This is a genomic window from Pseudomonas sp. B23(2017), from assembly GCF_002113725.1.
GTDB lineage: Bacteria > Pseudomonadota > Gammaproteobacteria > Pseudomonadales > Pseudomonadaceae > Aquipseudomonas > Aquipseudomonas putida_Z.
The window spans coordinates 110,130-122,815 of record NZ_NEJM01000018.1 but is presented as its reverse complement, the minus strand read 5'-3'; the positions used below and the strand labels follow the sequence as shown (position 1 = coordinate 122,815).

Here is a 12,686-nt window from a genome sequence, read left to right as displayed (position 1 = left end):
GGCGAGGCAGATAGGAGTGCCTAACAGGAATAGCCTTAGTTTGACGTCAAGATGATCAATCATCTCCAAAGACCTCGAAGACTAATTCGCCGAACTCCTCACCCGCTTCCATACCGCCGATGCTGCCGGCCAAAGCGCCTCCGCCAGTGATGACTATTCCGCATGCTACGGCGTAGGGCCCAACTCTCCAGCAAACCTTTGCAGAGATTTTGCCCGCAAGTTTTCCTGCCAACCAGCCACCAGCTAAGCCCCCGGAGAAATTGCCGGCCTCAGTAACGCTTACTTTTTTACAAGCATTTGTATTGCCCTCTTTGCACACCTCTGAAATTTTCAGAGCAGATCCGCCTCCACCAATAGCAATGCCAATACGTCCTCCGTTTTTTAAATATTTTGCCATCTTGGCCAGCTTGTCCAAATGTGTCGAGTAACCAGGGATGTGTGTCGCTCCCCCCCGCTTTACTCCAGTGGTGCACCAAGCTTCTTGACGATATTCCTAAGTCCCGGCGCAGGCTTTCATAGTTTCCTAGATTGAGGCGCTTGTTCAGGAGGGTCGCTTTCAGGTTTGTACTTAATTGCTTGAACAGTTTTTGACGTTCCGCAAAGAACTCCGGGTGTCTAAGATGTCCATGCTTAATGAATTGATCTTTATGCAAGTCTTCAATTTTTCGCAGTATGTCGCTGAGCTCATCCAGCGACTTGCCAATCATCGCCTCGCTCACACCCATCGTCAGACTCACATCGCTGAGCAGCCCGGCGATCTCGGCCTGATGGCGCGTCATGAATTCGGCTTCCTCCGGCGTCAGTTCTGCCAACGCTTCCCGCGCCTGTTTCGCCGCACTCATCGCAATCAGTTCTTCACGCGTGCAGACCGGCCGCCGCAAGCCGTCGCCGATGACAAAGATCTCACCTGCCTTGAACCCACCTTCATACGTCGGGTTCAGTCGCTCCAGAATCGAACTCGGCAAATTGGCCTGCGGCGCGCCGAGCTCTGCCAAGACTTCCTGGTACGTCATGCAACGCGGAACGATGTAGAAGCCAGGTTCCATGCCTTGCGCAGCGGTCGAGGGCTGGAATGCCCCAGGTTGATATCTGTTTCTTACCTGATTACTCGCTTGAGCCTGTGGCGGTGCCTCATGAACGGCCTCAGGTACAGGCGCCCTGCGCGGCGCTGGAGCTGAATGCCCTCCCGCAATCAGGCGATTGCTGCCCAATGGGCACCCGCATTGCACCAGCGCTCCATCCAAAGCTGTAGGTATGCCGTCCTGCTGCCAGCGGGACTCGCCTTCGATGAGGGTGCCCTCTTGGCCACAGCGCGGGCAGGGGGTGGTCTTGTCGCCCTTTAGCAGCCAGTCTTTACCGTGTACACGGCCCCTGGCCTGGCCGGCAATGCAGATGGCGCCAGTGGTGGTTTCGTCCCCGTCCAGGCCCTGGCCTCGGCCGAATATTTTCATGCGCATGCTCATGGCTCGCCTCTTTTTTAAAAGTGAAAGCCAGGAACCTAGCAGCCTGTAGGCGGGTATTTTCAGGCTGGGGAGGGTTTAGGAAGGGTCCTACAGTGGATAGGGATTTGGACTACAGCGCTTTTTGTTGGCAGTGCCGGGAAGTGAAGCGGGGATCGGGTTAGGGCTGGCAGGTGCTCGCCGTGACAGGTGTAGCGTTTGGGAGATCGAGCGCCGCGCGGGCGGCGCTCGATCTCCCAGGCGCTGCAACTGTCGTGGCGAACACCTCTTAGCCCCGTTGCATCCCCAAGACATGCCCCCCACCACATGTTTAGTCATTAATGTCACTTTGACTGACCCGCGGGGAGTGCTTCACTGGGGCTCTCAAGCTACCCGGATCCAGGAGCCCCCGATGAACCTGCACCAGTACGCTGAAACCCACGAAGTCACCAACCAGCCACCGCCCCTCGACGGTGCCAACCTTTACCGCCTCGACCTGCCGCTACAGGAATGGTCGCGGCGTTTCGGTGCGGGTTGGGCCGAATCGCGGATCGATGCCTACGGTGCCCTGGCCGGCGGCCCGCTGATGCAGGCGGGCTTCCTGGCCAATGCGCACAAGCCGGAGTTCAGCAGCCACGACCGCTACGGCCATCGCATCGACCTGGTCGAGTTCCACCCCGCCTACCACGAACTGATGCGCACCGCCGTCGAGCACGGCCTGCCTTCGCTGCCATGGGCCGAACCCCGCCCAGGCGCCCATGTGGCGCGGGCTTCGATGACCTACCTGCACAGCCAGGCCGAGGCCGGTACCGGCTGCCCGCTGACCATGACCTTCGCCGCCGTGCCAGCGCTGCGGCTGCAACCCGAACTGGCCGAATACTGGCTGCCGAAGATCCTCGCCTGCGAGTACGACCCGCGTAACATCGGCGACCGTCACAAGGCCGGGGTCACCCTGGGCATGGCCATGACCGAGAAGCAGGGCGGCACCGATGTACGGGCCAACACCACCCGGGCTTATCCGGTCGGCGCCGCTGGCCCGGGGCAGGCCTACGAGCTGGTCGGGCACAAGTGGTTCTGCTCGGCGCCGATGTGCGATGCCTTTCTGACCCTGGCCCAGACCGAAAAAGGCCTGAGCTGCTTCCTGCTCCCGCGTCACCGCCCGGATGACAGCCGCAACCAGTTCTATATCCAGCGCCTGAAGAACAAGCTGGGCAACAGTTCCAACGCTTCCAGCGAGGTGGAATTCCGCGGTGCCCTGGCGTGGATGGTCGGGGAAGAAGGGCGGGGCGTGCCGACCATCATCGAAATGGTGGCCATGACCCGCTTCGACTGCATGGTCGGCTCCAGCGCCCTGATGCGCCAGGCGCTGACCCAGGCGACCCACCATTGCGCGCACCGCAAGGTCGGCGGGCGGCTGCTGAGCGAGCAGCCGTTGATGCAGAACGTGCTGGCCGACCTGGCGTTGGAAAGCGAGGCCGCGCTGGCCCTGAGCCTGCGCATGGGGCAGGCGCTGGAGCAGCTGGAAGACCCGCAGCAGGCGCATTTCGCCCGGCTGGTCACGGCGGTGGGCAAGTACTGGATCTGCAAGCGCGCGCCGGCCATGATCAACGAGGCCGCCGAGTGCCTGGGCGGGGCGGGTTATGTGGAGGACAGCATCCTGCCACGGCTGTACCGCGAAGCGCCGGTCAACTCGACCTGGGAAGGCTCGGGCAATGTGCAGTGCCTGGACGTGCTTCGGGCCTTGTCCAAGGAGCCGGGCGTGCTCGATGCGCTGTTCGCTGAGCTGGGCGATGGGCACGGGGACCCGCGCCTGGCGGCGCACATCGGCAACCTCAAGGGGGCGTTTGCCGACACTGGCGACATGCAGTACCGCGCGCGGCAGCTGACCGAGGATATTGCCCTGGCGCTGCAGGCCAAGCTGTTGCTGGAGGCGGGCAATGCGGTGGTCAGTGATGCGTTTATCGACAGCCGCTTGACGGGGGGTGGGCGCGTGTACGGGGCGTTGCCGCGGGGTGTGGATGTGGAGGCATTGGTGGCCAGGGCGACGCCGGCACAAGACCTGTAGGAGCGGCCTTGTGTCGCGACAGGGCTGCGAAGCAGCCCCAGGGGATCAGCGCAGATGCACAAATTGCCGGGGCTGCTTTGCAGCCCTATCGCGACGCAAGGCCGCTCCTACAGGGACCAGCGCTGGCCTGCTGATTAACACCGATCAATGGGGGTGTATTTAGCCAAGAAGGCAGGCAAGATGGTTCACATGCATGTCCAGACAGGAAGCACAGTGTGAGCCAAGCTTTTGTAGTCGTTGATACCCCCGAACAGGCCGTCGACCGTCTGGCGGCCCTGCATGACCAGGCCACCGGGGCCCTTAGCCAGGCCCTCAAGCGTTACCTGAAGGACCGTACCGAGCCAGGCGTCGAAGAGCGCGACCTGTTCCGCTACCCGGCGCTGCGCCTGACCTACTACAGCCACGGTGAAGTCGCCGCCACCACGCGGGCTTACGCCAAGGTCCAGGTGGCCGGTACCTACAGCGTCACCATCACCCAGCCGGCTGCTTTCCGTGGCTATCTGCTGGAGCAACTGCGCCCGCTGATGCACGACTACACCGTCACGGTAGAGGTCGGCGTCAGCGAACAGAACATCCCTTACCCCTACGTGGTCGACCAGGGCGACGAACTGGCCGGCAGCGGCATCACCGCCGCGCAGCTGGCGCGGGTGTTCCCCAGTACCGACCTGTCGGCTGCCACCGACAACATCGCCGACGGCCTGTATGACTGGGGCAGTGCCGAAACCCTGCCGCTGGCGCTGTTCGATGCCGCGCGGGTCGACTTCTCGCTGCGCCGCCTGGTGCACTACACCGGCAGCGACTGGCGCCATGTGCAGCCATGGATCCTGCTGACCAACTATCACCGCTATGTCGACCAGTTCATCAGCCACGGCCTCGACCAGTTACGTGACGACCCACGCTTCGTGCGCATGGTGCTGCCGGGCAACGTGGTGATCGAAAAGGGCATGGACCACGGTGAAACCCAGGCCCTGGTGGCCAGCGTGGTCTGGCACCGCTACCAGATGCCGGCGTATCACCTGATCGCCGCCGATGGCGACGGCGTCACGCTGGTCAACATCGGCGTCGGCCCGTCCAATGCCAAGAACATCACCGACCACCTGGCCGTGCTGCGCCCGCACTGCTGGCTGATGATCGGCCACTGCGGCGGCCTGCGGCAGTCGCAGACCATCGGCGATTATGTGCTGGCACACGCCTACATGCGCCGTGACGGCATTCTCGACCGGGTGGTGCCGCCGAACATCCCGATTCCGGCCTTGGCCGAAGTGCAGCTGGCCTTGCAGGAAGCCGCCGCGCAGGTCACCGGCGAGCGTGGCGAACAGCTGAAGAAGCGCCTGCGCACCGGCACCGTGCTGACCTACGACGACCGCAACTGGGAGCTGCGCTGGGCCCAGGAGCGGCCGCTGATCAACCTGTCGCGTGCCGTGGCGGTGGACATGGAAAGCGGTACCATTGCCGCCCAGGGTTACCGCTTGCGCGTGCCGTACGGCACCTTGCTGTGTGTGTCCGACAAACCGCTGCACAGCGAGATCAAGCTGCCGGGTTCGGCCAACGCCTTCTATAACCGGGCGGTCAGCCAGCATCTGAAGATCGGCATTGCCGCCCTCGACCTGCTGCGCACCGAGCTCAACTCGCTGCACTCGCGTAAACTGCGCAGTTTCGATGAGCCGCCGTTCCGCTGAGGATCCATGTCACTGCCACCCCGTTCCAAGCCGCGCCGCCCCCAGGCGCGGCCTGCCGCCGGCCCGCGTCGCCAGCCCAAGGCGCCACCGGCCGAGCCGCGCCTGATCCTGTTCAACAAACCGTTCGACGTGTTGACCCAGTTCAGCGACGGCGACGGGCGCGCGACGCTCAAGGACTACATTGACATCCCCGGCGTGTACCCGGCCGGGCGGCTGGACCGCGACAGTGAAGGCCTGTTGCTGCTGACCAACGATGGCGGCCTGCAGGCGCGCATTGCCGACCCCAAGCACAAGCTGGCCAAGACTTACTGGGCTCAGGTGGAGGGGGAGCCGAGCGAGGAGCAGTTGCAGCGCTTGCGCGATGGCGTGGAACTGAACGATGGGCCGACCTTGCCGGCCGAGGCGCGGCGCCTGGACGAGCCGGCGCTGTGGCCGCGCAACCCGCCGGTGCGTTTTCGCAAGAGCGTGCCGACCAGCTGGCTGGAGCTGGTTATTCGCGAAGGGCGTAACCGCCAGGTGCGGCGGATGACGGCGGCGGTGGGGTTGCCGACCTTGCGCCTGGTGCGGGTGCGGATTGGCGACTGGGCGCTGGATGGGTTGGAGCAGGGCTGCTGGCGCGAAGTTCCGGCGAAGTTGCAGCGCTAGCGGGGGCCGCTTTGCGGTCCATCGCGACACAAGGCCGCTCCTACAGGTGCAGCGCAAACTCAGGCATTGTGCGATCCCTGTAGGAGCGGCCTTGTGTCGCGAAAGGAGCGCAAAGCGCTCCCGGCTTTCTTGAGGCTTACACCCCTTCGAGAAACCCCACCACCACGCTCTTGATGATAAAGGCCAACACCCCCAGCCCCAGCACGAAGAACAGGATCAGCGTCCCGAACCGCCCGGCCTTGGACTTTTTCGCCAGGTCCCAGACGATGAAACCCATGAAACCGATCAACACGGTGACCAGGATGATCATCATCCACTCTTCGAATACGGCGGGATCCATCGGTGTTCTCCAGGCGGGTTGAGCGTCCGATTATACGCCTGCTGGCGCAGGCAATTAACGCAGGTGGGTCAAGGGCAGCTCGGTGCTGGCCAGCACTTGGTTCAGCACGAAGCTCGAACGTACGCTGGTGACGCCTTCAATGCGGGTCAGGCTGCCTAGCAGCAGTTTCTGGTAGTGGTCCATGTCGGGCACCACCACCTTCAGCTGGTAGTCGGCATCCATGCCGGTGACCAGGCTGCATTCAAGCACCTGTGGCAGGTTGCGGATGGCCGCCTCGAAGGTTTCGAAACGCTCCGGGGTGTGGCGGTCCATGCCGATCAGCACATAGGCAGTCAGGCTCAGGCCCAGCTTCTTGCGGTCGAGCAGGGCCACCTGGCGCGAGATGTAGCCATCGTCCTCCAGTTGCTTGACCCGACGCGAGCATGGCGAAGGCGACAGGCCGATGCGTTCGGCCAGTTCCTGGTTGGAAATGCGCGCATCGCGCTGCAATTCGGCGAGGATGCTCAGGTCGTAGCGGTCAAGTTTGCTCATGGTTTATGCCTTTTCTGTTCGGATTGCGATGAATTATCAATCCAGGGTGAAAAATTGCGCAAGTGCTATTTATCCGAGCAATCTTCGCAATCATCTGCCGCAACCTGTCCGGTATCTTTATCCACAGAATCACTGCCCGGACATCAGTCCACGGCGACGCGCCCTAGGCGGGCGGTCGCGGCCAGCCATCCAACAGGATCTGCAGGCCCCCGGGCTACACACCTTCCAGAAGACGGTGTGAGGTGAGCCGGCGCCACAAGTGCCGAGCACGGACGACAATTCCTGAAGGGAGGCCCAGCGGCCTCCCTTTTTTCATGTCCGGAAATTTAATTGGCGTGCGTGACAGGCGCGGTAGACTGGCTGTGGTTGCCGTATTTTCTACCGAGAGGAACAGCATGAAGTCGCGCATCTGGCAGTTGGCAGGTGTTGGTGTGTTGGGGTTGAGCATCAGCCTCGGGGCCATGGCCGAAGGGCCGGGCGAGGGGGCGCCGGGCCGCTCGCTCAATTCGCGTGACGAAGTGCAGCAGACCCAGCCGCCACGCCAGGGCTATTACCAGGACATTCCCCGCCGCCATGGCGATAACCGCCATTGGGAAGCCGGTGGCCCGGGGCAACGGCCTGGCGGTGACTGGCAGGGGCGCCCGGATGGTCATGGCAATGGCTGGGGGCCGGGGCCGCAGTATCGCCCGGGGCACACCATCGATCATTTCCCGGACCGCTACTGGAAAGTACCCTACCGCGGCGATGACTACTTCTACTCCGGTGGTTACTGGTATCGCTCCCATGGTGGCCGCTATGTCGTGGTGACCCCACCCCAAGGCGTGCGGGTCGACTACCTGCCGCCCTATGCGCGGGAAGTCTGGCTGGGCGGGGCGCTGTTCTTCCTGGTGGCAGATACCTATTACCAGTACCTGGCCGACAGCCGCGAGTACGTGGTGGTCAACCCGCCGGTTGCCGCGCCGGCACCTGTAGGCGGTGGGTATGACGTGGTGGCCTACCCGATGTATGGACAAGGGCAGGAACAGCAGGACCAGGACCGTTACCAGTGCCACCGTTGGGCGGTGAGCCAGTCAGGGTTCGACCCGGCGACAGCGACTTATGCGCCGCCGGCCAATGTGGCGGACAACTACCGGCGGGCGCTGGGCGCGTGCTTCAGTGGCCGAGGCTACAGCATCAACTGAGCCAGATGTGCTGCCTGTCCCGGCCCTATCGCCGGCAAGCCAGCTCCCACAGGAACCGCACCGGCCTGAAGTCATGTGTAGTGCCTGTGGGAGCCGGCTTGCTGGCGATAGGGCCCTTGCAGGTTCACACCGGATCCGCGTGCACCATCACATCCGCCTGTGGATAACGCTGGCGGATCACCCTCGAGGCCTCCACGCACAAGGCATGCGCTTCATGCAGCGGCAATTGCCCCGGCATCTCCAGATGCAACTGCACGAACCACTGGTTGCCCGACACCCGCGTACGCAGGTCGTGCACGCCTTTGACCCCGGGAATGGCCAGCACCAGCGCAGCCATGTCCTCGCCAACATCGCCGGGCAGTTCCTGGTCCATCAGGATGGCCGTACTCTCCCGGGCGATCTGCAACGCGCTCCAGAGGATATAGACAGCGATGCCCAGGCCGAACAGCGCATCCAGCTGCGGCCAGCCAAAGCGTGCCAGCAGCAGGGCCAGCAGGATGCTGCCGTTGAGCAGCAGGTCCGAGCGGTAGTGCAGGGAGTCGGCCCGCACCGCCGTGGAGCCGGTCAGGCGGATGACCTTGTGTTGCAGTGCCAGCAGGGCAAGGGTCAGCACCAGCGACAGCAGCATTACCCCGATACCGACGGCGGTATCGCCCAAGGGTTGCGGGGTGTGCAGGCGTTCAACCGCCTGCACCCCGATCAGCACAGCACTGACCCCGATGAACAGCGCCTGCGCCATACCGGCCAGGGCCTCGGCCTTGCCATGGCCGAATCGGTGGTCGTTGTCGGCCGGGCGCAGGGCGTAGTGCACGGCGAGCAGGTTGAGGAACGAGGCAACGGCATCCAGTGCCGAGTCGGTCAGCCCGGCCAGCAGGCTGACCGAGCCGCTCAGCCACCAGGCCAACGCCTTGCTCAGGACCAGGATGCTGGCCACCGCCAGCGATGCGCGAGTGGCCAGGCGTAGCAGGCGCTGGTGTTCAGCCGGGGTGGTCATCATCCGTGGGTAGTGTCCTTGTACTTCAGGCTGCAGGTACCAGGCCCAGGCTGGCCAACTGCTCGATGCTGCCGCGATGCTGGATCAGCCGTGGGTCGTTCAGCGGCAGGCGCTGGCCCAGTTCGCTTTCCAGAATGGCCTGCAGCTTCAGGTTGTCGACCTTGCCATCGGGGCTCACGGCCTCGCGCAGTTTGACCGGGTCGACCTGGGCGGATCGCCCGCCTGAGTAATAGATGGCGCCCGTGGCGAAGTCGATACCGAAGGCGATCAGCCCCGGGATCACGTAGAACAGGATGCCGATGGCATCCATTGCGGCAACCACTGGGTCGATCTTGCCGCCGATCTGGCCGCGCCGTTCCGGGTAGAGAATGGTGCCGCAGGCGGTCAGTTGGGTCAGCAAGGTGACGATGAGGGCGCCACCGATGACGCGGGTTGGGATGCGCATGTAAATCTCCGAAAAGGTATCCAGCAGGGCAAGCGAAGCGCCTGCACCTGAAGCTAAGACCATGATAGAGCAGGCTGGGTTCGCCGTTATACTCGCGGGACTGTTCGAGGACCACCATGATTTCATTACCGATCGATGCTGTCTTGCCCACCCTGCGCCAGGCCCTGGAAAACCGTGACGAAGCGGTGCTCGAGGCGCCGCCCGGTGCCGGCAAGACCACCCGCGTGCCGCTGGCGCTGCTCAACGAGCCGTGGCTGGCCGGGCAGAGCATTCTCATGCTCGAGCCCCGGCGCCTTGCAGCGCGGGCTGCAGCCGAGCGCCTGGCCAGCGAGCTGGGCGAAAAGGTCGGCGAAACCGTGGGCTATCGCATCCGCCTGGACAGCAAGGTCGGGCCGAAAACCCGCATCGAGGTGGTGACCGAAGGCATCCTGACCCGCCGCCTGCAGGCCGACCCGGCGCTGGAGGGTGTGGGGCTGGTGATCTTCGACGAATTTCACGAGCGCAGCCTTGATGCCGACCTGGCCCTGGCATTGAGCCTGAATGGCCGGGAGTTGCTGCGGGACGACCCGCCACTGAAGGTTTTGCTGATGTCCGCGACCCTGGAGGGCGAGCGCCTTTCGCGGCTGCTGGATGATGCCCCGGTGGTCAGCAGCGAAGGCCGCATGCACCCCGTCGACATCCGTTGGGGGCGGCCTTTCCAGCCGGGTGAGTTCATCGAGCCACGGGTAGTGGACAGCGTGTTGCAGGCACTGGCCGACCAGACCGGCAGTTTGCTGGTATTCCTGCCAGGTCAAGCCGAGATCCGCCGGGTACACCAGAGCCTGCAGGAAGCGCTGGGCGAGCGCCCCGAGGTCCTGCTTTGCCCGTTGCATGGCGAGCTCGATCTCGACGCCCAGCGTGCGGCCATCGACCCCGCGCCCAAGGGCCTGCGCAAAGTGGTGCTGGCCACCAACATCGCCGAGACCAGCCTGACCATCGACGGCGTGCGCGTGGTGATCGACGCAGGCCTGGCCCGGGTACCGCGTTTCGACCCCGGCAGCGGCATGACTCGTCTGGACACCCAGCGCATCTCCCGCGCCAGTGCCACTCAGCGCGCTGGCCGTGCCGGCCGCCTGGAGCCCGGCGTGTGCTATCGCCTGTGGTCCGAGGCCCAGCATGACCAGCTGGCCGCACACGGCAGCGCCGAGATCATGCAGGCCGACCTGGCCGGCCTGGCCCTGCAACTGGCGCGCTGGGGTGTTACACCCGAGCAGTTGCGCTGGCTCGACCAGCCCCCCACGGCCGCCTTCGCCCAGGCCCAGGACCTGCTGGCGCGGCTCAACGCCTTCAAGCCCGGCAGCCGCGACAACCTCAGCGAACACGGCCAGGCCATGGCCGAGTTGCCGGCGCATCCGCGTATCGCGCATCTGCTGTTGCGCGGCCAGGATCTGGGCCTGGCACAGATGGCCTGTGATGTGGCTGCGCTGCTGGGCGAGCGGGATATCCAGCGCGGCGGTGGTGCCGATTTGCACAGCCGGCTGGCGCTGGTCAGTGGCGAAAGCAAAGCTGCTCGTGGCAGCCACGGCGGTATGCAGCGTGCGCGCCAACTGGCTCGCCAGTACCGCGGCCTGCTGCGTGGCAAACCAGGCGCGCCGGTTGCGGACCCCGATCACCCGCGCTGGCTGGGCGCGCTGCTGGCGCTGGCCTACCCCGACCGCGTCGCCCAGCAGCGCCGCGAGGGCGGTGCGGAATACCGGCTGGCCAACGGCCGTGCGGCGCTGTTTGCCGAAGTCGATGCACTGATGAAGTGCCCGTGGCTGGTGATCGCCGACCTGGGCAGCCGCCAGGGCCAGCGCGAAGAGCGCATCTATCTGGCTGCCGAATTCGATCCGGCGCTGCTCGAGGGTGTGCTGGCCGAGCAGGTCGAGCGCGTCGATATCCTCGACTGGGACGAACGCGAGCAGGTGCTGCGTGCCGAACGCCAGACCAAGGTCGGCGAGCTGGTGCTGGGGCGTGAACCGTTACCCAACCTGGATGACGATGCCCGCGCCAAAGCGTTGCTTGGCCTGGTGCGGCGCAAGGGCCTGAACGTGTTTACCTGGACCCCGGAACTTCGCCAATGGCAAGCACGGGTGGCGCTGTTACGTCAGCTTGATCTGGACAAAGAGGGGCAAAGCGAATGGCCTGACCTGGGGGACGAAGCGCTGCTGGCGACCCTGGAAGACTGGCTGCAGCCATACTTGGGCAAGGTCTCGCGGCTGAGCCATTTCGCCGCCCTGGATGTGTCCTCGATCTTGCGCAATCTGCTGCCTTGGCCGTTGCCACAGCGCCTGGACGAATGGGCACCGGCGCATCTGGCGGTGCCCTCCGGCTCGAACATTCGCCTGGACTACAGTGAAAACCCACCGATTCTCGCCGTGCGTCTGCAGGAACTCTTCGGCCTTGCCGATACTCCGCGTATTGCCCAAGGCCGTCAGCAGGTGAAGTTGCATTTGTTGTCACCGGCACGGCGGCCGGTACAAGTGACCCAGGATCTGGCCAACTTCTGGCGCACGACGTATGCCGAGGTGAAGAAGGATTTGAAAGGGCGTTATCCCAAGCACTATTGGCCGGATGACCCCTTGGTGGCCGATGCGACCGCGCGGGCGAAGCCGCGCGGCACCTGAATGTGACGCAGAGCGGTAGCCAGATCGGTTGCCTTGTTCAGAGGGTTAGAGATGTGGCTATCCTCATGAATCATGTGATTCGGCCAAAGAAAATTTGTGAAGGCTAAGAAGCCCCAATAGATGTGCGCTTCATCGAAGTGCTCCCTATGAATTAATATTTCGTCAGGTCGAAGGTGACGATCTGACCTTTCTTGACATTCAGCGGGGCTAACGTTTCTTGGTACTCGTCTCGTTTGTAGTCAATGGCGCCCACGCTCTGCCCGCTTTGGTCACGCAGATGACAGATGAGAGACCCATGGAGCAGGTGCAGTGGCTCGATCATCCAGTAATCGGTGACTTCGGCATACTTGTAGAAGCCGAGGTAGCCATTGCGGCTGACACCCAACTTCTTGTCTGGTTGTTCCCAAAGGTGGATGTGATAATGCAGGCGATCTTCGGTTTTGGAGATATAACGGAACTCCAACAGTGGCGGCAGCGTGCGTCCGCCCAATATTAACCAATCATCCCCAGGGGAGAAATCAAAGAAACTATCATCGGTTTTGTCGCCACTACGACTAAGCCGAGTATTGGCATAACCATCGTCGAGGCGCATTAAAAGCCGGCCTCGAAACGATTCGGCATATTGAGTGCTGATTGTTTGCTCCATGACGTTTTCCTCTAATGGCATTGAAGGTGTGTTTACACTAATGCCACCGTCGGGCGTGCGAGCAGAATGAAGATTT

General features: G+C 63.5%; 11 protein-coding genes. 5 read left to right on the top strand and 6 right to left on the bottom strand.

The window, feature by feature from the left end; genetic code table 11:
- Positions 1-287: 287 nt before the first annotated feature.
- Positions 288-1,463: a PAAR domain-containing protein gene (locus CAG46_RS24345; RefSeq protein WP_371917557.1), complete on the bottom strand. Its 1,176-nt coding sequence runs from the start codon at positions 1,461-1,463 to the stop codon at positions 288-290.
- A 388-nt stretch (positions 1,464-1,851) separates the two neighbouring features.
- Between CAG46_RS24345 and CAG46_RS24340 the strand changes: the two genes are divergently transcribed.
- The 3 genes from CAG46_RS24340 (at position 1,852) to CAG46_RS24330 (ending at position 5,828) form a co-directional block, all read left to right on the top strand.
- Positions 1,852-3,504 (top strand): acyl-CoA dehydrogenase family protein, encoded by a 1,653-nt coding sequence (locus CAG46_RS24340; protein ID WP_085617973.1) that lies wholly within the window; start codon positions 1,852-1,854, stop codon positions 3,502-3,504.
- A gap of 215 nt (positions 3,505-3,719) precedes the next feature.
- Complete coding sequence (amn, locus tag CAG46_RS24335; protein WP_025340748.1) at positions 3,720-5,183, top strand: AMP nucleosidase; 1,464 nt, start codon at positions 3,720-3,722, stop codon at positions 5,181-5,183.
- 6 nt (positions 5,184-5,189) lie between these two features.
- Complete coding sequence (locus CAG46_RS24330) at positions 5,190-5,828, top strand: pseudouridine synthase (protein WP_085617971.1); 639 nt, start codon at positions 5,190-5,192, stop codon at positions 5,826-5,828.
- Positions 5,829-5,964: 136 nt separating this feature from the next.
- Here the strand turns inward: CAG46_RS24330 and CAG46_RS24325 are convergent, their stop codons facing one another.
- Together CAG46_RS24325 and CAG46_RS24320 are read right to left on the bottom strand one after the other, a co-directional pair.
- Positions 5,965-6,168 carry a DUF2788 domain-containing protein gene (locus CAG46_RS24325; protein WP_013974331.1) on the bottom strand — a complete coding sequence of 68 codons (204 nt, stop codon included), beginning with the start codon at positions 6,166-6,168 and terminating at the stop codon, positions 5,965-5,967.
- A 54-nt stretch (positions 6,169-6,222) separates the two neighbouring features.
- The gene (locus CAG46_RS24320) at positions 6,223-6,699 is read right to left on the bottom strand and encodes an Lrp/AsnC family transcriptional regulator (protein WP_003249795.1); all 477 of its coding nucleotides are present in this window, start codon (positions 6,697-6,699) and stop codon (positions 6,223-6,225) included.
- A 395-nt stretch (positions 6,700-7,094) separates the two neighbouring features.
- Between CAG46_RS24320 and CAG46_RS24315 the strand changes: the two genes are divergently transcribed.
- On the top strand, positions 7,095-7,880 hold the full coding sequence (locus CAG46_RS24315) for a DUF6515 family protein (RefSeq protein WP_085617969.1): 786 nt from the start codon (positions 7,095-7,097) through the stop codon (positions 7,878-7,880).
- A gap of 124 nt (positions 7,881-8,004) precedes the next feature.
- Here the strand turns inward: CAG46_RS24315 and CAG46_RS24310 are convergent, their stop codons facing one another.
- On the bottom strand, positions 8,005-8,877 hold the full coding sequence (locus CAG46_RS24310; RefSeq protein ID WP_085591640.1) for a cation diffusion facilitator family transporter: 873 nt from the start codon (positions 8,875-8,877) through the stop codon (positions 8,005-8,007).
- 22 nt (positions 8,878-8,899) lie between these two features.
- Positions 8,900-9,319 (bottom strand): hypothetical protein, encoded by a 420-nt coding sequence (locus CAG46_RS24305; RefSeq protein ID WP_013974328.1) that lies wholly within the window; start codon positions 9,317-9,319, stop codon positions 8,900-8,902.
- Between the two features lie 116 nt (positions 9,320-9,435).
- On the opposite strand from CAG46_RS24305, the gene hrpB reads away from it, so the two are divergent.
- Entirely contained in the window at positions 9,436-11,964 is a 2,529-nt protein-coding gene (gene hrpB, locus CAG46_RS24300) for an ATP-dependent helicase HrpB (protein ID WP_085617967.1), read from the top strand.
- Between the two features lie 151 nt (positions 11,965-12,115).
- On the opposite strand, the gene CAG46_RS24295 is transcribed toward hrpB, so the two are convergent.
- Positions 12,116-12,610, bottom strand: a complete 495-nt coding sequence (locus CAG46_RS24295; protein WP_178080726.1) for a hypothetical protein — start codon at positions 12,608-12,610, stop codon at positions 12,116-12,118.
- Positions 12,611-12,686: the final 76 nt, after the last annotated feature.